This is a genomic window from Collinsella sp. AM13-34 (assembly GCF_003473055.1).
Classification (GTDB): domain Bacteria; phylum Actinomycetota; class Coriobacteriia; order Coriobacteriales; family Coriobacteriaceae; genus Collinsella.
Window position 1 is genome coordinate 22,532 of the sequence record NZ_QRLE01000009.1, and the last position, 20,652, is coordinate 43,183.

General features: G+C 62.1%; 15 protein-coding genes and 2 tRNA genes. 1 reads left to right on the forward strand and 16 read right to left on the reverse strand.

The genetic code is table 11. The annotated features are described in order from the left end of the window. Nucleotides 1–7 precede the first annotated feature (7 nt). The 15 genes from DW151_RS05100 to DW151_RS05170 all read right to left on the reverse strand — a co-directional run bounded on the left by DW151_RS05100 (nucleotide 8) and on the right by DW151_RS05170 (nucleotide 18,846). Nucleotides 8–1,669: a DAK2 domain-containing protein gene (locus DW151_RS05100; RefSeq protein WP_006234030.1), complete on the reverse strand. Its 1,662-nt coding sequence runs from the start codon at nucleotides 1,667–1,669 to the stop codon at nucleotides 8–10. Between the two features lie 27 nt (nucleotides 1,670–1,696). Then, nucleotides 1,697–2,086 (reverse strand): Asp23/Gls24 family envelope stress response protein, encoded by a 390-nt coding sequence (locus DW151_RS05105; RefSeq protein ID WP_187361832.1) that lies wholly within the window; start codon nucleotides 2,084–2,086, stop codon nucleotides 1,697–1,699. A gap of 161 nt (nucleotides 2,087–2,247) precedes the next feature. Continuing rightward, nucleotides 2,248–2,322: transfer RNA gene (locus DW151_RS05110), tRNA-Asn, on the reverse strand. A 34-nt stretch (nucleotides 2,323–2,356) separates the two neighbouring features. After that, nucleotides 2,357–2,431, reverse strand: a tRNA-Asn gene (locus tag DW151_RS05115). Between the two features lie 297 nt (nucleotides 2,432–2,728). Then, nucleotides 2,729–4,078: an RNA polymerase sigma factor RpoD gene (rpoD, locus tag DW151_RS05120; RefSeq protein WP_055286388.1), complete on the reverse strand. Its 1,350-nt coding sequence runs from the start codon at nucleotides 4,076–4,078 to the stop codon at nucleotides 2,729–2,731. Between the two features lie 110 nt (nucleotides 4,079–4,188). Continuing rightward, nucleotides 4,189–6,288 carry a DNA primase gene (gene dnaG / locus DW151_RS05125; protein ID WP_118334779.1) on the reverse strand — a complete coding sequence of 700 codons (2,100 nt, stop codon included), beginning with the start codon at nucleotides 6,286–6,288 and terminating at the stop codon, nucleotides 4,189–4,191. Beyond that, nucleotides 6,281–7,288 (reverse strand): riboflavin biosynthesis protein RibF, encoded by a 1,008-nt coding sequence (gene ribF, locus DW151_RS05130; protein ID WP_233543355.1) that lies wholly within the window; start codon nucleotides 7,286–7,288, stop codon nucleotides 6,281–6,283. Before ribF ends, dnaG begins: the two co-directional genes overlap by 8 nt. Then, nucleotides 7,285–8,217, reverse strand: coding sequence for a tRNA pseudouridine(55) synthase TruB (gene truB / locus DW151_RS05135; protein ID WP_118334781.1), 933 nt, complete (start codon nucleotides 8,215–8,217; stop codon nucleotides 7,285–7,287). The genes ribF and truB overlap by 4 nt, the downstream gene beginning before the upstream one ends. A 15-nt stretch (nucleotides 8,218–8,232) precedes the next feature. Continuing rightward, a complete protein-coding gene (locus DW151_RS05140; RefSeq protein WP_006234037.1) occupies nucleotides 8,233–9,276 on the reverse strand; it encodes a bifunctional oligoribonuclease/PAP phosphatase NrnA in 1,044 nt (347 codons plus the stop codon). Then, nucleotides 9,269–9,679 carry a 30S ribosome-binding factor RbfA gene (gene rbfA / locus DW151_RS05145; protein ID WP_118334782.1) on the reverse strand — a complete coding sequence of 137 codons (411 nt, stop codon included), beginning with the start codon at nucleotides 9,677–9,679 and terminating at the stop codon, nucleotides 9,269–9,271. The genes DW151_RS05140 and rbfA overlap by 8 nt, the downstream gene beginning before the upstream one ends. Nucleotides 9,680–9,690: 11 nt before the next feature. Beyond that, nucleotides 9,691–12,405, reverse strand: coding sequence for a translation initiation factor IF-2 (gene infB, locus DW151_RS05150; protein ID WP_089571695.1), 2,715 nt, complete (start codon nucleotides 12,403–12,405; stop codon nucleotides 9,691–9,693). Nucleotides 12,406–12,496: 91 nt separating this feature from the next. Beyond that, on the reverse strand, nucleotides 12,497–13,744 hold the full coding sequence (gene nusA / locus DW151_RS05155; RefSeq protein ID WP_006234042.1) for a transcription termination factor NusA: 1,248 nt from the start codon (nucleotides 13,742–13,744) through the stop codon (nucleotides 12,497–12,499). Nucleotide 13,745: 1 nt separating this feature from the next. Beyond that, a complete protein-coding gene (gene rimP, locus DW151_RS05160; RefSeq protein WP_117639296.1) occupies nucleotides 13,746–14,240 on the reverse strand; it encodes a ribosome maturation factor RimP in 495 nt (164 codons plus the stop codon). A 258-nt stretch (nucleotides 14,241–14,498) separates the two neighbouring features. Further along, nucleotides 14,499–17,075 carry a leucine--tRNA ligase gene (leuS, locus tag DW151_RS05165; protein WP_117776302.1) on the reverse strand — a complete coding sequence of 859 codons (2,577 nt, stop codon included), beginning with the start codon at nucleotides 17,073–17,075 and terminating at the stop codon, nucleotides 14,499–14,501. Nucleotides 17,076–17,334: 259 nt separating this feature from the next. Then, nucleotides 17,335–18,846, reverse strand: a complete 1,512-nt coding sequence (locus tag DW151_RS05170) for an IMP dehydrogenase (RefSeq protein ID WP_117639292.1) — start codon at nucleotides 18,844–18,846, stop codon at nucleotides 17,335–17,337. Between the two features lie 193 nt (nucleotides 18,847–19,039). On the opposite strand from DW151_RS05170, the gene DW151_RS05175 reads away from it, so the two are divergent. Beyond that, entirely contained in the window at nucleotides 19,040–19,387 is a 348-nt protein-coding gene (locus DW151_RS05175) for a winged helix-turn-helix domain-containing protein (RefSeq protein ID WP_118334784.1), read from the forward strand. Between the two features lie 225 nt (nucleotides 19,388–19,612). On the opposite strand, the gene DW151_RS05180 is transcribed toward DW151_RS05175, so the two are convergent. Beyond that, on the reverse strand, nucleotides 19,613–20,605 hold the full coding sequence (locus DW151_RS05180) for a PLP-dependent transferase (protein ID WP_158571655.1): 993 nt from the start codon (nucleotides 20,603–20,605) through the stop codon (nucleotides 19,613–19,615). Between the last annotated feature and the right edge of the window lie 47 nt (nucleotides 20,606–20,652).

Sequence of the window (20,652 nt, forward strand, 5' to 3'; positions counted from 1 at the left end):
CAGATGCCTACTCGATCGAGAAGATCACGGGATAGAGCGGCTGCTCGCCACGATGGGCGTCGATCTCCAGGTCGGGCTGAGCCTCCTCGATAGCGTCGACGATCTCCTGGAAGGCTTCATCGGACAGCTCCTCGCCGGCCAGAATCGTCAGCGCGTCGCCCTCCTCTTCCTCCTGCATGCGGTTGATGCAATCGAGCGTGACCTGCTTCACGTCGGAGCCGACCACATCGATGGAGCCGGCAATGATGCCCATGACGTCACCGGAGTGAATTGGCGAACCGTCGGAGGCGCTGGAGTCGCGCACGGCGCGGGTGACCTCGCCATCGCGGACCTCGCTGATGGCGTCGACCATAGCGGCGACGGCATCCTCGAGCTCGGAATCGGGCAGGACCGCGAACAGCGCGGAGAAGGCCTGCGGAACGGTCTTGGTGGGAACGACGGCGACCTTCTTGTCGGTGCAGGCTGAGGCAGCGGCCTCAGCGGCCATGCGGATGTTGCCGTTGTTGGGCAGGATGATGACCGAGGTCGCGTTGACCTGGTCAACAGCGCCCAGCAGGTCTGCAGTCGAGGGGTTCATGGTCTGACCACCCGACACGATCACGTCGACGCCGAGGGACTTGAGGATGTCTGCCTCGCCGGAACCGGCGGCAACGGCGACAAAGCCCAGCGCCTTGGCGGGCTCGGCGGCCTTTTCCTGGTCCTCATGAATCTTGGCGGTACGGTCGTGGGCCTCCATCTCCATGTTGTGGATAAAGACCTCGTAGATCTGACCAAGCTGCAGCATGTGCTCGAGCACCAGGTTGGGGGTGTTGGAGTGCACGTGGATCTTGTAATCGGGGTAGGCGCCCACGAGTAGCTCACAGTCGCCCATGGAACCCAGGAACTTAAGGCACTCATCCTCGTCAAACGGGGCGTCGGCCTTAAAGAGGAACTCGTTGCAGTAGCGGAACTCCGAGCCCTCCCAATCGTCGTTGGCCTCGATCTCAACGCGGCCAAGAGCGGCATCGCGTGCAGAGCCAGCGGAATCGAACGTAGCGGAGAAATCCTCGACAACGGTGCTGCGACCAAGTGCTGCAGCCACAAAGTTCTCCAGGAAGATGGCAAAGCCGAAGGCGCCGGAGTCGACCACGCCGTTCTCTTTGAGGACGGGCAGCAGGTCGGGCGTGCGTGCGACGGACTGGTAGGCCTCGACGACGATAGCGTCGAGCGCATCCTCGGCCGAGAACTTCTTCTTTTCGCACTCGTCGGCCTTGGTCGAGACATCGCGCAGCACCGTGAGGATCGTGCCCTCGATGGGCTTGCGGACGGCCTGGAAGGCCACCTTGACGGCACGACGGAAGGCGAAGGCGATGTTGGCGGACGTAATGGGCTCGTCGGCGGAGACAAGGCCCTCGGCCACGCCGCGCAGGATCTGCGAGGTAATGACGCCGGAGTTACCGCGGGCGCCCATCAGGGAGCCGTGGGTGATGGCGCCGGCAATGGCCTCCATGTCGGCATCGGCGGGAAGGGCGGAGAGCTCCTTGGTCACCGAGGCGAGCGTGAGCGACATGTTGGTGCCGGTGTCGCCGTCGGGCACGGGGAAGACGTTGAGCTTGTTGATCTCCTCGGCCTTGTCGGAAACGGCAGCCGCAGCGATCGGAAAACAGGTGCGAATGGTCTTTGCAATCATGGGTATTTGAATCTCCGTTTTCGGATGCTAGTTCAGACGGCTCTTGAGCGCGTCGATATGGATGCCGATCTTAAGGCTGGCGGGATCGATCTGGGCGATCTCCTGCAGGGTGAAGGCAACGGAGCTCGAAAGATTGTGGCAGACGGACTTCATGTTGACGCCGTTCTCGAGCACGACGTGAAGATCGACCGTAAGGCCGTTCTCGTCGGCGGAGACAAGCACGCCCTTGCGGAGGCGCTGGCCGGCAAGCAGGCGCACGCTCTCGGCGCCCTGGAGCTGCTCAGCCATTCCGACAACGCCGTAGCACGTCATCGCGGCATAACCGGCAATATCGGCAATAACGTCGTTCGAGACGCTCAGGCTGCCGTTAATGGTCTCAGACACAAGAATCTCCTTATCTGGTGCTCGCGGCACCATGTCGTGGGAGCAATCATTGCAATATTCTACAACGACCGCGCCATGTTGAGGTGGTGGGTCGCGGGATTACATCCTCGACACGAAATGTTGATATGGCAACGTTCGAGTCAAGTGGTCGCGGCATGAAAAAACCCGCCGCATAAGCGACGGGTTCTACAACCTGGCTCCCCGGGTAGGACTCGAACCTACAACAGCGCGGTTAACAGCCGCGTGCTCTACCATTGAGCTACCGAGGAATTAAAAAGCCCAGCGGAATGGGCTGAGAAATTCTGGCTCCCCGGGTAGGACTCGAACCTACAACAGCGCGGTTAACAGCCGCGTGCTCTACCATTGAGCTACCGAGGAATAGGTGCGTGCTCTCAAGCAACGAAGTTTATTATACGGACGAATCGGCACAGGGCAAGAACTTTTTTGAGAAATTTTCTCGCCTTGATCCCTTGGGGACGGCCTAACTGCCGGCACCGGCAACGGAAACGCCGATGTTTTGACAATGCCAGCGAGCGGGCACCAGAGCGAACAAATTGGCATGAAAAGAGGACGGCATAGACCTTCTGGTCATGCCGTCCTCTTTGAATGACAAGTTGTCGCTCTGGTGTCCGCGCAGCGTCGGCCAGTTACGGCGTTTGGTAAAACGCCGTAACCCTAAGACTCGATATAGTCTTTGAGCTTGCTGCTGCGGCTGGGGTGGCGGAGCTTGGCCAAAGTCTTGGACTCGATCTGGCGGATACGCTCGCGCGTGACGCCAAACTCGCGACCGACCTCCTCGAGCGTGCGGGGATGCCCGTCGACAAGGCCAAAGCGCAGCTCGATAACCTTGCGCTCACGATCGGCAAGCGAGTCGAGCACCTGGGTGAGCTGCTCCTGCAGCATGGAGAAGCTGGCAGCATCGGGCGGAACGATAGCCTGGGAGTCCTCGATGAAGTCGCCCAGCTGGGAATCCTCTTCCTCGCCGATGGGGGTCTCGAGCGACACTGGCTCCTGCGAGATCTTCTGGATCTCGCGGACGCGGTCGGCGCTCATGTCCATCTCGGCACCGATCTCCTCGGGGGTCGGGTCGCGGCCCAGGTCCTGAAGGAGCTGGCGCTGCACGCGGACAAGCTTGTTGATGGTCTCGACCATGTGCACGGGAATACGGATGGTACGGGCCTGGTCGGCGATAGCGCGCGTGATGGCCTGACGGATCCACCACGTGGCATACGTGGAGAACTTGAAGCCCTTCTGGTAGTCGAACTTCTCGACGGCGCGGATCAGACCGAGGTTGCCCTCCTGGATCAGGTCCAGGAAAAGCATACCGCGGCCGACGTAGCGCTTGGCGATGGAGACTACCAGACGCAGGTTGGCGCTGATGAGTGCCTGCTTGGCTTCGAGGCCCACGTTCTCAATGCGCGTAAGACGACGCATCTCGGCACGCGTGAGCTCGAGCTCGCCGGCATCGGCAGCCTCGAGCTTCTCGGTGGCCTCGAGACCGGCCTCGATCTTCATGGCCAAATCGACCTCTTCGGAGGCGGTCAGCAGGTCGACCTTGCCGATCTCCTTGAGGTACATACGAACCGGATCGCCGGTCAGCATCACCGTGGAGGCATCGATGCCACGCACGCGGGAGCGTGAACGGGACGTGCGCACGGTGCGCTTCTTCTTGCTCTTGGAAGAACCCATCTCGGCGTCGGCCTGACGGGCCATCTTGAGCTCGTGATCGTCGAGCGAGCCGGAATCGTGCTCGTCGTCGTCATCGAAATCGTCAGTATCGGTATCGTTATCGTCATCGTCGACGTCCATGGGGGCGTCGTCGTTTCCGCTCGCGGAGATAATCTGGATGCCGCTGTTGCGCAGCGCGGAATACACCGCGGTGAGCTGCTCGTCAGAAACATCGATATCCTTCAGGGCGACCTGAATCTCGTCCTCGGTTACCGAAGTCCTGTTTGAGCCGTTGCCCATGAGCTTTGCAACGTAGGATTCCAGCCCAGTACCCGTGCTCTCAGTCTTTTTTGGCACAGATTCTCCCTTCATAGTCCACAGGACTCAATACTTTAGCACACACATTGACGTCTATACCCAAAAAGAGGACTGGATATAGGCGAGAATACGCTGGTTGACCACAACATCTAGGCCTGTTCGGTGCCTGCGGCCTCCAGGCCGATCAAACGAAACGGGTCCGCCACGCCGCCGATCGACTTTTGCAGTTCGCGCTGACGCCGCGAGTCCTGCGCGGCCTGCACGGTCAGCGCACGACGGGCCTCATCATCGAGCGAACGGTCCTGGCGCAGCTTGGCCTGTGCGGCACGCATGCGGCGCTTGATGGTGTAGAGCTCAAGCGTATCGAGCATAAACACGATGTTCGTCTCGGTGGGGTGCTTGCTCGTCGCCGAGATGCGCCCGGCACTCACAAGCGTTGCCGCCTCGGGACACACCGAGCGTGCCGCATCCATGCAGGCTGCAGGATCGGTTCCCGGTGGCGTTGCCAGCACGGCCCATGCGATGGACTCGTGACGTGGGTCAACCCACTCGATGGAGCAGATGCGGTCGGCATACGTGCGGAACAGGTCGGGGTAGCTCGTGAGCATGGTCAGCAGCTCACGCTCCCCCGCCAAGGACTTGCGCTCTAGATCTGTCAAAACCATAGGGGCCGAGGCGTCTGTCGGGGCACCGGCGGGCGTAGAGCCCATACCGTCAGGCACATCGATCGGCGGCAGGTCGTCGACGACCTCGACCGGCGCGGCACCGTAGGCATCGAGTGGGACGTAGTCGTACGGCTCTTCTTCGACCGGCGCGGACACCGGCGGCGTCGCGCCCGACGCCCAAGCACCACGAGATGTTCCCTGCGAACCAGACGACCGACCGCCCGCGCTACCGGACCGCTCAGTCTGTGCCCGCTGGCGCTCATAGTTCTGCTCACGACGTCGTTCCGCATCCTCGCGCTTGGCGACATCGCGAAACACACGGCCCGAGCTCGCACGCACCGTCTCCAGATCCAAACCCAGCAGATCGGCAATCTGGATAAAGTACGTATCGATCATATAGCTATCGCGCAGCGGATAGATAAGCGTCAGCGCATCCTCGAGCGCCTTGGCGCGACCGCCCGGCGTGGTGATGTCGCTCGACTCCTGCAGCGAACGGTACACGAAATCCATGAGCGGCTCGGCGACGTCAATTCGTTTCTGCAGCTCCTCTCCGCCGTGCGCCGTGATGAACTCCATGGGATCGTTGCCGTCGGGCAGCACCACGCAGCGCAGGTCCATCGAATCCTGCTCGATAAACTGAATCGCGCGACGGGCGGCCTTCTGGCCCGCGGCATCGCCGTCGAACATATACACGATGCGCTTGGCAAAGCGGGTGAGCGTCTTGACGTGATGTTCCGTGAGCGCGGTGCCCAGCGTAGCGACAACGTTTTTAATCCCCGCCTCCCAACAGGCGATGCAGTCGGTATAGCCCTCTACCACGATGGCGGTATCCTGCGCGACGATAAACTCCTTGGCCCAATTAAAGCCGTAGAGGTTTCGCTTTTTATGAAACACGCTCGTCTCGGCGGTGTTGAGATACTTGGGTTGGCCGTCACCCATGATGCGCCCGCCAAAGGCAATGTTGTGACCCTGCTCGTCAAAGATGGGGAACATCACGCGGTCGTAGAAGCGGTCGGCAAGCTGCCCGCGCCCGCGGCTCACGGCAACGTTGGCGTCGATCATCTCCTGCGGGGTAAAACCCGCCTGGGACAGGTGTGACACCAGCGCGTTACGGCCCGGTGCAAAGCCCAGACAGTAGCGGCGGCAGACATCGCCACCCATGCCGCGGCTGGCAAAGTACTCGCGCGGACGGCCGTCCTTACCGCGCATAAGCATGGTGTGGTAGAACTGGGCCGTCTCGGCGCACAGATCGTAGATGCGGGCACGCTTGGTGCCGCGCTCGCGGCGATCTCCGGTGTCATGCAGCTCAATACCCGCGCGATCGGCCAAATAACGGATTGACTCGGGAAAGCTCAGGTTCTCGCGCTTCATGATATAGGTGAAGACATCGCCACCCTCACCGCAGCCAAAGCAATGCCACACCTGCGTGGCAGGGATAATGTGGAAGGACGGCGTCTTTTCGCCGTGAAAAGGGCAGCAGCCCCAAAACTCATGGCCGCGGGGCTTGAGCTCAACCGTTTCCTGCACGATGGCAACTAGGTCGGACCCAGCGCGGACCTGGTCTTTTTCCTCATCGCTAATCACGAATGCTCACCCCCTGCTCACCCAAGTTATGACGGATATCATCGATATTGCCCTCGACGGTCGCGATCAACTCGTCCAGGGAATCGAACACGCGTGACGGACGCAGCCAGCGCGTAAACGCCAGCGAAACGGAAGCGCCGTACAGGTCGCCCGTATAACCAATTAAGTTGGCCTCGAGATGCGCAGATGCCGCATCGTCGGCATACGTTGGCGGCAGGCCGACGTTGACAGCAGCGGGCCACACGGTGTCATCAACCAGCACCAGACCCTCATACACGCCGTCGGCAGGCACCTGAATACCATCGGGAACTTGTAGGTTTGCCGTGGGAAAGCCCATGCCAGAACCCTCGTGACGGCCGCGAATAACACCGCCACGCACCATATACGGTCGGCCGAGTAACTCAGCAGCCAGCTCCACATGGCCCTGTCCAAGCTCATGACGGATACGGGTGGCGCAAATGGCCTCACCGCCCTCGCAAAGCAAGTCGTGACCATACACGTCAACGCCGTGTTCGGCACCCCAGGCGCGCATCTCGGCAACACCAGATGCACCACCGCGACCCAGCCTAAAGTCGCTACCAACGCGAATCGAGCGAATGTCGACCAGACGCGACACCAGCGAGAGAAAATCAACATGGTCAAGCGCCGCAACCTCAGGCGTAAAGGGAACGGCCACCACCGCATCGACCCCGGTTTGAGCCAGGGCACGCAGACGGTCGGCCGTCGTCATCAATTTCTGAGCGGGCGAAGGACTCACCACAACATCCGGGTCGGGATCGAAGGTAACCACGACCGCCTTACAGCCATGGGCACGGGCATCACGGACAAGCGCCGCAATGAGCTCCTGGTGTCCACGGTGCACGCCATCGAACACGCCAATAGCGATCGAGGCAGCACCCAGGTGCTCACACCTATCAAACGTATCGGCAGTAACGATGCGAGCCTCGTCCGACTCGCCCGCGAAAAAGACACGCGCGAGCTCGCGAGCGGACAACATCATCGAACACCGCCGATTGCCTGCGGAAATACGTGCTCCATGACAAAGCGGCCACCCTCAATGCGGGCGAGCGCCTTGAGTCCCCCATCGAGCACCAACGCAAACGGCGCCTTCGAGGCATCGAAATCGGCAAGCGCACGCTCAACGGGAATGCGTCGGCCGCAGAGCAGGTCGTCGGCAAGATTGCCCGGCAAGTCAACACGTGTGGCGCCCAGGGCCGCAATGGGATCCAGGGCAAAGTCAGCCGCGGACTCGGGAGAAAGCTCCTCGACCGCATGACAGGCGCCAATGGAAACAACACCGGAGGCCGTGCGGCGCAGCGCGGAAATGTGCGCGGCGCTCTCGCAGGCGCGGCCCAGGTCGCGAGCGAGCGCACGTATATAGGTGCCCTTGCTCACCGAGAACGCCACGGTCCACACACACGTATCACCCTCGCCGCCCACGGCGATCAGGTCGGCGGCATAGACCTGGACGGGGCGCGGAGGTAGGTCCACCGCATTGCCCTCGCGAGCAGACTTGTAGGCGCGAACGCCATTGACCGAGATAGCCGAAAACGCCGGCGGCACCTGCATCTGCGGACCCAACATGGCGGCCAAGTGCTCACGGGCATAGGCAGGATCGCGGAGCTCGTTGGCAACAGCCACCGTGCGGACCGCCTCGCCCTCCGCATCATCGGTATTGGTCTCGGCACCAAACGAAATGTCGGCGACATAGCTTTTGGTATCGAGGGTTAGCATACCCAGCAGACGGGTGGCCTGGCCCACGCCCACCACCATGACACCCGATGCCATAGGGTCGAGCGTGCCGGCATGGCCGACGCGTCGCTCATGGAGAGCGCGCCGACATTGCGAGACCACATCGTGGGACGTGCAGCCCACCGGCTTATCGACGGCGAGCAGCATATTCAGTTGAGAAGGCGTACGACGAGCCATGTACCATCCAAAAAGTTAAAGCTCGACGGTCACTGAAGCGGGATCCTCCCCTACCAGCTCGGCCAGCATGGGAAGTGCCACGGTGAGCGTCTCGAGAATCGTTCCGTTGTTGGAGAAACCGGCGGCAGCGGAATGTCCGCCTCCGCCAAAGGCAGCAGCGATCTCGGACACGTTGAGGTCGCCCTTGGAGCGCAGGTTGCCGCGCACCTTGGTATCGCCCTCAATGCCCTTCAGGAACAGGCAGACCTCCACGCCCATCACCGAGCGCACCACGTCAACCAGGCCGTCGCACTCATCCGAGGTGACACCGCAAGCCTCAAGGTCACTCTGGTACGCGTAGCTATACGCCACGCGCCCGTGGGCCACCGTCTTAATACGGCCCATAACGATGGACTTGAGGTGCAAAAACTCAACGCGCATGCTCTGATATACCTCGAGTGCCACACGCGCCGGATCGGCACCGTGTGCAACCAGTCGCGAGGCCGCATGGAACGCAGCAGCATCGGCGTTCTGGTACTGGAAACGACCGGTGTCGGTCACCAAGCCGCACAGCAAGCAAGTCGCGACGCCATCACGGGCGACAATGCCACAATTGTCCAAGAAACGGTCGATGATCATGGCGCAGGCTGCAGCTTCGACGCGCCTCAGGCTGAGCTCGGCAAACTCCTCGCGCGCCGGATGGTGATCAAAGCACACCACATGCTTGGAGCGACGAAGCACCTCGGCGGAATTATTGAGACGCTCGACGACCGGTACGTCCACCGAGATGAACAGGTCCGGATTGCCGGTGTACGCAGATGCTGGCACCAGGCGATCGGAGCCTTCCATAAAGCGGTAGATGCGCGGAACCGGGTCATCGTCTGCCAGCAGCAGCGCAATGTCCTTGTTGGGGAAAAACTTCATGAGCGAAAGGCCCAGACCCAATACAGAGCCCAAAGCATCGCCGTCGGGAGAAGTGTGTCCCGAAATCGCAATGGAGGACGCACCCTCGATGAGCTCGAGGATGCGTCGCTGAATATCTGCAGACTCGCACGAGGCGAGGTCGGCGGAATTAGTCATCTAAAGCTGCCTCCTGGGCGGCATCCGCTATGGGGTAGCCGTCCTCGTCCTTTTCGATCGCAAGCGTGGCCGGAACGTTTTCCAGCGCACGCGTGATGCGCTCGGCCTCATCGGTCGAGCGATCGATGCGAAAATCGAGCTCGGGCGTGACGCGCCAATCGAGCGAACGAGCCAACAGGCTACGAATACGGCCCTTGGCGCTGGAGAGCGCCTCCATGACCTCATCGTAGCGGCTCGCATCGCACGACACGTACACGCGCGCGAACGAACGGTCCACCGCGACCTCGACCGCGGTCAAAGTAACCAGGTCGAGACGCGGATCGGAAACCTCAAAGAGCAGGATATAACCGAGCTTCTCGCGAAGCTGCTCGCCCAGACGGCGGGTTGCCTGCGTTTGCTTCATAGCGCTACCCCCTACTCGGTACGGGCAACCTGGTCGATACGGTAACCCTCGATCTGGTCGCCGGGCTTGATGTCCTGGAAGTTCTCCAGGCCAATGCCGCCCTCGGAACCGCTCTTGAGGCTCTTGGCCTCGTCCTTGTAGTGACGCATCGAGGCGATCTTGCCGTTGAAGACCACGATGCCGTCGCGCACCAGACGCACGGAATCGGTCGCGGCGATCTCGCCCTCTTCGACGCGGACACCGGCGGCGATACCGACTTTGGGCACCTTGAAGGTGTCCAGGACGGTCGCGGTACCCGTGGAGACCTCGACCTCGGTGGGCTTGAGCATGCCGATACGGGCAGCGTCGAGCTCCTCGAGGCACTTGTAGATGACGTCGTAGCAACGGATCTCGACGCCCTCGCGCTCGGCGGCGGAACGCGCCTTACCGTCGGGGCGGACACCAAAGCCGATGATGATGGCGTTGGAGGCGTCGGCCAGGACGACGTCGGTCTCGTTGATGGCACCAACGGCGGAGTGGATCGTATTGATGCGAACCTCGGACTGATCCATCTTGTCGAGGGAGTCCTGAAGGGCCTCGATGGAACCCTGGACGTCGGCCTTGATGATCAGGTTGAGCTCCTTGACCTCGGCGTCGGCGATGGTCTCGAAGAGGTTCTCGAGCGTGACGTGCTTGACGCGGCTCTGCTCCTCGATACGGGCCTTCAGCGAACGCTCGTCGGCCAGGGCGCGAGCCTCGCGCTCGTCCTCAAACACGCGGAACTCGTCACCGGCGTTGGGCACGGACTGCAGGCCCAAGATCTCAACAGCGTCGGAGGGACCGGCCTCGGTGACGGCGCGGCCCTTGGGGTCGAGCATGGCGCGGACGCGGCCGTAGGTAAGGCCAGCGACCAGCGTATCGCCCACGTGCAGGGTACCGCGGGTCACGAGCACGGTAGCGACCGAGCCGCGGCCCTTGTCGAGCTTGGCCTCGAGGACGTTGCCGGAGGCAAAGGTGTCCGGGTTAGCCTTGAGCTCGAGCACGTCTGCCTGGAGCAGCACGGTCTCCAGAAGGTCGTCGATACCGATCTTCTGCTTGGCCGAGATGTTGACGAACATGTTCTGTCCGCCCCACTCCTCGGGGATGACGCCGTACTCGGTGAGCTCTTGACGCACACGGTCGGGGTTGGCGCCCGGCTTATCGATCTTGTTGACGGCAACGACGATGGGTACGCCGGCGGCCTTGGCGTGGTTGATTGACTCGACGGTCTGGGGCATGACGCCGTCGTCGGCGGCCACGATCAGAATGACGATGTCGGTCACCTTGGCACCACGGGCACGCATGGCCGTAAAGGTAGCGTGACCCGGGGTATCGATGAAGGTGATCTTGCGGTCGTTGATCATAACCTGCGAAGCACCGATGGCCTGCGTAATGCCGCCCGCCTCGCCGGCAGCAACGCCGGTGTGACGGATGGCGTCGAGGAGGCTCGTCTTGCCGTGGTCGACATGGCCCATGACGGTGACGACCGGGGCACGCGGCTTAAGGTCGGCGGGATCGTCGTAGAACGAGAAGGTGTTCTCCTCCTCGGGGGTGATGATCTTGATCTGACGGCCCAGGTCGTCGGCAACGAGCTCGACGAGGTCGTCAGACATGGACTGTGTCATGGTGAGCGGCGTACCCAGCAGGAACAGGCGCTTGATGATGTCGTTGGCCGGAACGTCGAGAGCCTCGGCAAGCTCCTGGACGGTAACGCCCTGGGAGACCTTGATGGCGTCGAGCTCCTCGGGGTTCACGCCCTGGGCCAACGCCTCCTCTATCTTGCGCTCCTCCTGAGCCTTGGCAGCCTCGCGCTCGCGCTTCTCCTTGCGCTTCTTGCGGCGACCGGTGGACTCACGAGAGGCCTCCTCGACGGCAGCACGAGCCTCCTCGAGCACCTTCTCGCGGCTGTACTCCTCGGCCTCGCGAGCCATGCGGCTGTAGTGGTCCTCTTCGTTGTTGTGACCGCCCTTGCGCTTCTTGCCCTTGCCCTGCTTATCGGGGTTGGGGAAGTCCATGCCGGCAGCGACGTTGTTGCTGGCGTTGGTGCGATGGCTGTGCGGACGGCTCTCGGAGGCGTTGCGCTCGGAGTTGTTGTCGGAGGCGTTACGATCGTTACGGCGGCCACCGCGGCGGTCATTGTTGCCGCCACGACGGTTACCGCGCTCGGCAGCGCGCTCGGCCTTGGCCTTGTCCTCGGCGTCCTTCTTCTCCTTGAGCACGGTCTCCTGTGCGGCGATCTGGTCGAGCAGCGAACGGAAGCGCGAACCGGAGTCGGAAGCGGGAACGGCGCGGCGCTGGGCCTCGCGGGCAGCCTCCTCCTTCTCGCGAGCAAGGCGCTCCTGCTCGGCCTTCTTCTTGGCCTCGGCCTCGGCGCGGGCAGCCTCCTCGGCAGCCTGGGCTGCGGCAAACTGACGGCGCTCCTCCTCGCGTGCCTTCTCGGCGGCGATGCGCTCGCGCTCGGCCTCGGCGGCGCGTGCAGCCTCCTCGGCGGCAGCTGCCTGCTCCTCGGCCTGCTTGGCGGCCTCGACTTCCTGAGCGCGGGCCTCGATCACCGAGGCGAGCTGCTTGCGGACCATGGCGACATAGGCGTCCTCCAAGGTGGAGGATGCGGACTTAGCGGGAATCTTCATATCGGCGAGATGACCCATCAGTTCCTTGGAGGTCATGCCGAACTCTTTGGCCAGGGTGGACACACGGACTTTTGCCATATGACTTCACCTACCCTTTCTGGCACCTTGGGTGCCTAGAGACTGAACGAGCGTGGGGTATGCGCTGGGACCTGCCCGGCGCGACCGCGCGCTAGATCAGGTCCTCCGCATCATCGAAGGCGTCGGTGTCGTGGACACCGCAGAAACGGGAGCCGGGACGGGCCTGGTTGCGGCACTGGATGCCGTCCTCGGACACGTACTCGCAGCGACGGACGTCCTCGTCCTCCTCGTCACCGATCAGGTCGGCGGCGGGCTCCTCGTGAACGGGAACGTTCTTGAGGATGTCGGCGGCAAGCGTCTCGGACTTGATGTCGATGTGCCAGCCGGTCAGGCGCGCGGCGAGGCGGGCGTTCTGGCCCTCCTTGCCGATGGCGAGGGACAGCTGGTCGTCGGGGACGATGACGCCGGCGTAGGCCTTCTCCTCGTCAATGAGGACGCGAGTGACCTTAGCGGGCGACAGGGCGTTGGCGACGTAGACGGCAGGATCGGCATCCCACAGGATGACGTCGACGCGCTCGCCACGGAGCTCGCCCACGACAGCGCGAACACGGCTGCCCTTGGGGCCGACGCAGGCGCCCACGGGATCCAGACGGTCGTCGAGCGAGTGGACGGCGACCTTGGAACGCTGGCCGGGCTCGCGGGCGATCGACTTGATCTGGACGGTGCCCTCATAGATCTCGGGCACCTCCTGCTCAAACAGACGACGCATGAGCTCGGGGTGGGTACGGGAGATGACAATCGGCGGACGGCTGTGCTCGCCACGAACCGGCTGCAGGTTGGAGTTGGGGTCGCGAACGTCGATGATTACGGCCTTGATATGCTGGTTGTGCAGGTAGCGCTCACCCATCGGGCGCTCGTTGCGCTCGTTCTCGTAACGGCGCTGATCGAAGTGCGGCAGCTCGGCCTCGACGCCCTCACGAATCTTGACGATCGTGAAGTCGGGCGTGGACTGCAGCACGGTGCCGCTGATGAGGTCACCGATGCGGCCGGAGAACTCCTCGTAGATCTGCTCGCGGGCGGAGTTGCGCACGATGGCATTGATCTCGGCCTTGGCGTGCTGGGCGGCGATGCGGCTCGTGTTCTTGGGGGTGACGTCGATCTCCTCGAACTCGGTGAAGTTGCCCTCCTCGTCCATGGAATCGTCGATCGGCTCCAGGCGGTAGACGTAGATCTTGCCGGTGGTGCGGTCGATGGTCACCTTGGCGCCCCACTCAAGATGCAGGATCTCGGCATAGCTCTTGGCGAGCGACTGCTCCAGGCGGTCGATCAGGTAGAGCTGGTCGATGTGCTTCTCCTGGCAAAGCTCCATCAGGGCGGACATCATGTCGGATGCTGCCATCTTACTTTCCTTCCTTCGCGGGCTTGAAGTCGTAGGTGGGCTTCAACTTGCACTTTTTAACATCAGAGAAATCGAGGGTGACGGACTCGCCGTCCTCGAGCTCGAGGGTCACGTCGGTCTCGGTCGCAGCCGCAATCTTGCCGGCGTACTTGCGACGGCCCTCGGAGGCGGTGGAGGTGAGCTCACAGTTCTCGCCCACAAAGCGGGCAAAGTCGCGCGGACGGCGCAGCGGGCGCGCCATGCCCGGGCTCGACACCTCAAGCGTATAGCTCGAAGAGATAGGGTCGAGCTCCTCAATCACATCGCCGACCCACTTGGTGTTGGCCGTGACGTCATTGAGCGACAGGCTCTGACCCTCGGCACCCTCGATACGCACGCGCACGCAGGGGGCCTTGGTGGCACCCACGAGCTCAACGTCGACAATGTCGACATCGTGCTGGGGAGCAACGGCCTCGAGCGCGTCGATGATCGCCTGCTCGGTCTTGGTCTTGACCATTGCGGCACCTCCATCCATACAAAAAAGAAGCGGGGCCGAAACCCCACTTCTTTCAATTACAACTTCATTTGCAAGCAAACTATACCAATACCTGCGAAAACGAGCAAGCACAACAGAAACTCGCAGGTCAGCGCGCCCACAGCATCTCCACAAGAATAGAACAATTGACCGCGGGCGCCGCGAGCAGACAAAACAAAACGAGGGACGACCCAACCGGACCGCCCCTCGTTTATTGCATGTCAGCTTTACGCGCAGAGCTTATTTGACCACCAGGTTGACCAGCTTGCCGGGCACGCAGATGGCCTTGACGACCGTCTTACCCTCGGTCCACTTGGCGACGGCTTCCTCAGCGGCAGCCTGCATCTCCTCGTTGGAGGCGTCGCGGGCGACGTCGATGCGGCCGCGGACCTTGCCGAGCACCTGTACGACGATCTGCACCGTGTCCTCGATGGACTCGGCCAAGTCGAACTCGGGCCAGGCGGCGGTGTAGGCATTGCCCTCGCAGCCGAGCGCCTCATGCCACAGCTCGTCGGCCCAGAACGGGCAGATGGGGGCAAGGACGCTCACGATATCCTTAGCCACGCCGTAGCACATCGCCTTGTCACGGGAAGCGCCCTCAGTAGCATTGAGGTAAGCACTCGCGGCATTGACGAGTTCCATGACGGCCGAGATGGCGGTGTTGAACTGGCCTCGGTCAAAGTCCTCGGTGCACTTGGCGATAGTGCGGTGACGCTCGCGATAGAGCTTCATCGCGGTCTCGTCGAGCGCGGACTTGTCGAAGGCCACGTTGGCGTCGCCGGACTGGACGAGCTGCCAAACGATACGCCAGGCGCGCTTAATGAAGCGGTTGGCGCCCTCAACGGCCTTGGGATCCCAGTCGAAGTCCTTCTCGGGCGGGGCGATAAACAGGATCGCCAGACGCATGGTGTCGGCGCCGTAGGGCTCGATGACCGAGCTCGGGGGCACGACGTTGCCCTTGGACTTGGACATGGTGTCGCCGTTCTCGTCCTTAACCATGCCCTGGCACAGCAGGTTGGTGAAGGGCTCGTCCACACTCAGCAGGCCCAGGTCGCGCAGCGCCTTGGTAAAGAAGCGGCTGTAGAGCAGGTGCAAAATGGCGTGCTCGATGCCGCCGATGTAGTTATCGACGGGCATCCAACGGTCGGCGGCTTCGCGGGAGAAGGGCAGCTCGGTGTTGTGCGGGTCGGTATAGCGCAGGTAATACCAGCTGGAGCAGGTAAAGGTGTCCATGGTATCGGTCTCGCGCTTGGCCGGGCGGCCGCAGACCGGGCAGGTGGTCTCGTAGAAGTCCTTGCACTCGGCAAGCGTCTCGCCGGCGCCCAGGTCCAGGTTCTCGGGCAGCGTCACCGGCAGCTGATCCTCGGGCACGGGCACAATACCGCAGTGCTCGCAGTGAATGGCCGGGATGGGGTTGCCCCAATAACGCTGGCGGCTGATGAGCCAGTCGCGCAGGCGGAACTCGACCTTGCGACGACCGCAGCCCATGGCCTCGAGGTCGGCCACGATCGCAGCCTCGCCCTCGGAGTGCTTACCGCCGCGCATGCCGGTGTACTTGCCCGACTGGACCAGCGTGCCCTCGGCAGCGTGGGCGCATTCCCAGTCGACAGTCTCGGCATGGAAGGTATCGATGGTCTCGCCGCTGGCCTCGACGGCAGCGCGATCATCGTCGTCCAAGATGATCGGCACGATCGGCAGATCATACTTGCGGGCAAACTCAAAGTCGCGCTGGTCGCCGCAGGGAACGGCCATGACGGCTCCGGTGCCGTAGTCGGCCACGACGTAGTCGGCAACCCACACGGGGACCTTTTCGCCGTTAACGGGGTTCACCACGTAGCGGCCGGTAAAGGCACCGTGCTTCTCGAGAGTGCCCTGGGCACGCTCGACGGCAGAAATGTGCTTAGAGTCCTCAACGATCTTGGTGACGGCCGCCTCGTACTCCGTGCCCTCGACGAGCTCGTGCAGACGGGCGTACTCGGGAGCCAGGACAAAGAAGGAGACGCCAAAGAGCGTGTCGGCGCGCGTGGTGAAGACGGTGATCTTGCCCTCGTCGCCCTCGATGGGCTCGCCATCGGCGTCGCACAGGGTAAAGTCGACCTCGGCACCCTCGGAGCGGCCGATCCAGTTGGCCTGCATCTGCTTGACGCGCTCGGGCCAGCCAGGGAGCTTCTCCAGGTCGTCGAGCAGCTCCTGGGAGTACTCGGTAATCTTGTAGTACCACTGCTCAAGATCGCGCTTCTCGGGCTCGGTGCCGCAGCGCCAGCACTTGCCCTCGGTCACCTGCTCGTTAGCCAAAACGGTCTTGCAGGTGGGGCACCAGTTAACCGGATTCTTCTTACGATAGACCAGGCCCTTTTCCCACATCTTCTCAAAGATCCACTGACCCCAGCGATAGTAGTCGGGGCTGCAGGTCTTAACGGTGCGATCCAGGTCGTAGGAGAAGCCCATGCGCCTCATCGTGGCGAGCGCCTGGTCCATGTTCTTATACGTCCAGGCGGCAGCCTGCGTATTGTGCTTGATGGCAGCGTTCTCGGCGGGCAGGCCAAAGGCGTCAAAGCCGATGGGGTGCAGCACGTCAAAGCCGCGCATGCGGGCCTGACGGGCCATGGCATCGCCGATGGTGTAGTTGCGCGCGTGGCCCATGTGCAGGTCGCCCGACGGATACGGGAACATCTCGAGCACGTACTTCTTGGGCTTGCTGGCGTCGGTGTCGACGGCAAAGAGGTTGGAGTCCTCCCAGGCCTTCATCCACTTGGACTCAATGGCCTGTGCGTCATAGGCAGGGATCTCGTCCTTATGATCTGTGCAATCGCACATATCAGCTCCTTTAATCTTAGCTGGGGTCGATCGGCTTAGCTTGATTCGCTACTGCGGACAGTCCTGCGCAAGACGAAGAGCACATTAAGTGCTCTTCTTTGCGTGCGGAACTTGTAGCGAACAAAGTCAAGCCGCCCGACCCTAAGGTTAACTCGCATGATGATAGCAAATACGACAAGCGAGATGCCTGCGACTTGCAGGCATCTCGCTTTATCTAAATAACGTGGTTGAGGCTCAACCTTTATGTGCAGGTCTTATCTTATCGATACGTTACGCTCTGTTGGGAGTCCTTGACTACGACGTCGTGAGCTCCGCCTTCGACGATCGAGGTCGAGGAGACCAGGGTCAGGCGTGCCTTTTCCTGGAGCTCGGGGATCGAGAGGGCACCGCAGTTGCACATCGTGGACTTGACCTTGTAGAGCGTGCCGCCCACGCCGTCCTTGAGGGAGCCGGCGTAGGGAACGTAGGAGTCGACGCCCTCGACGAAGCTGAGCTTCGCGGCGCCGCCCAGGTCGTAGCGCTGCCAGTTGCGGGCACGCGCAGAACCCTCGCCCCAGTACTCCTTCATGTACTGACCGTTGACGTTGACGCGCTCGGTCGGGCTCTCGTCGAAGCGGGCGAAGTAGCGGCCCAGCATCATAAAGTCGGCACCCATGGCAAGGGCGAGCGTCATGTGGTAGTCGTAGACGATGCCGCCGTCGGAGCACACGGGCACGTAGACACCGGTCTCCTCGTAGTACTCGTCACGGGCGCGGCAGACATCGATCAGCGCGGTGGCCTGGCCACGGCCGATGCCCTTGGTCTCGCGGGTGATGCAGATAGAACCGCCGCCGATACCGACCTTGATGAAGTCGGCACCGCAGTCGGCCAGGAAGCGGAAGCCCTCGGCGTCGACGACGTTGCCGGCACCGACCTTGACGTCCTCGCCGTAGTTGGCGCGGATCCACTCGATGGTGCGCTTCTGCCACTCGCTGAAGCCCTCGGAAGAGTCGATGCACAGGACATCCGCGCCGGCCTCGATGAGCAGCGGCACGCGCTCGGCATAGTCGCGGGTGTTGATACCGGCGCCGACCATGTAGCGCTTGTCGTTATCGAGCAGCTCGTTGGGGTTGGTCTTGTGGCTGTCGTAGTCCTTGCGGAAGACGATGCCCATAAGGTGATCGTTGTCGTCGACGATCGGCAGGGCGTTGAGCTTGTTGTCCCAAATGACGTCGTTGGCAACCTTGAGGCTGATGTTCTTGTCGCCCACGATGAGCTGCTCACGCGGGGTCATGAACTCGGAGACCTTCTTCTGATGGTCATCGCGGCTGGGGCGATAATCGCGGCTGGTGACGATGCCCAGGAGCTTGCCCTTGGGGGTGCCGTCGTCGGTGACCGGCATAGTGGAGTGACCGGTCTTCTCCTTGAGCTCAATGACCTGCTCCATGGTCATGTCGGGGGTCAGCGTGGAATCGGACTGAACGAAGCCGGCCTTGTGATCCTTGACGGCCTTGACCATAGCGGCCTCGGACTCGGCGCTCTGGGAACCGTAAATGAAGGACAGGCCACCCTCGGTAGCGAGCGCGACACCCATGTCGACGCCCGAGACGGATTGCATGATGGCGGAAACCATGGGGATGTTCAGGGTGATTGCCGGCTTCTCACCGCGCTTAAAGCGGGTTAGCGGCGTCTTGAGAGAGACGTTGTTGGGGATGCACTGCGAGGACGAGTAGCCAGGGACCAGCAGATACTCCGAAAACGTGTGGGACTCACCGGGAAAGAACGTAGCCATGTTTCTCCTTTTTCCATGCGACCGGTCGGCTGCAGGCCTCGTAGGACCCAGCCCAACCTTGGGCGCCCAATACTGGGGAAGTATCTTAACGCACTTTGACTGCTACAATGCATGGTTTAGAAAGAGCACACGAGGGTTTGACGCAGGCTTTGCGTTTGCCCAGCAAACACTTTAGCGGGAAGACGTGGAGCACATGGAGTACAAGACGACGGCAAAGTTGGTCATTCAAGCGTGCGACAAAGATCTGCCGGGCGTGTTCGGCCACGGTTGTGTCTTGCTGCTGCAGGGCATCGCCCGGGAGCACTCACTCAACCGCGCCGCCAAAAGCATGGGCATGGCGTATTCTAAGGCCTGGCGCATCGTGAACGAGGCCGAAGGGCAGCTGGGATGCAAACTCATCGAGCGCGACGGCGCCCGCGGATCCACGCTCACGCCCTCCGGCGAGCGAGCCATAGCGGTGTACGAGGAGCTGCAGGCCGACATCAACCAAGTAATTGCCGCAAAGGCCAACGACCTCATCGCCAGCATCAACGCAGGATAGTCCTTTTGGGACTGAATTGTTGTCCAGCGCGCCCTCGGATTGAGGCTCGCGCCACAAAATGGGCCCATCTACTACGTTTAGTTGAATACCCTAGACCATACCGGGCATTATGAAAATAAAACCGCTGGTAGACAGCTTGGCGATTTTCAAAATAAGCGGGTATGGTCGACCCCTACGGCTTAAACGTAGTAAATAGGCCGTTTTCGTGGCACAGACCCCGATTAGCTACTTGCGGAGGGCGTTGTCTAGGGTGGCGGCCACGATCAGGGGGTTGTCGGTGCCGACGAAGAGGCGGATGGTGCACCCCTGCTTGCCGCGTGGAGCCGAAAGGCGCGTCGTTGCGCCGCCGGCCGGCGATGTACGAAACTCCCCCGGCAAAGCATCGAACAAATCGCCCGCACTGCGCTCGATAAGGTCAAACTCAACTGCCGGACCAAAGCCGTGCTCGAGGATTCCAGTTGCAACCGCATGGTCGGGATGCGAGCTCAGTCCGGGATAGCGCACGGCGTGCACCATCTCATTGACAGCCAAGTACTCGGCCAGCGCACGTGCGCGGTCGAAATGTGCCTGCATGCGGGCATCGAGCGAGTCCAGCCCACACTCCAGCACGTCGGCCTCCTCGGTAGAAAGGTCGAGCGCCGACGCACCGCAGCCCGCAAACAACGCGTGCACGCATTCAGCCGCGGCATCCACGCGATGGCGCTTGAGCTGCGAGCGCGCCACCGAAGCGGCAACCAGCTTGCGCGGAGCCTTACCGGCGCATACGCGATCGAGCGCCTCGAGCGACAGCGCAGCGCCCAGCCGCAACGGATCGCAGCCAAAGACGCATGCCACGGTGTTGTCCACAACCAGCAGCGCATGGGCCTCACGCGCCGCCCGACCCAGCGTACGCAGATCGGGCACGCGCAATCCAAACCCGCCAATAGAGTTGACGAACCACCACAGGTGCGGCCCCTCGACCTCAAACGAAGCATCAAAGCCCTCGGACGCAGCAGTAAACGCCGCAACCGACGGCTCCTCCACCATAGCCACGTCGCAGCACTCAAAGCCGCGCGCAAACGCATCGGCAAAGTCATCGGCAAACGCAACCAGGCGATCGCCGGGACGTACAATCCCCAACAGAGACAGCGCCGCCGGCACATGCGGCGCTGCAGCAAGACGCGCCTCACGCGCGCCGGCCCTTGCAGCCCAGGCCTCTTCTAGCTGCTGTACGTCCACGCGGCACCGTCCCTTCATAAGCAAAAAACCCACGATGCGGGTGTTCC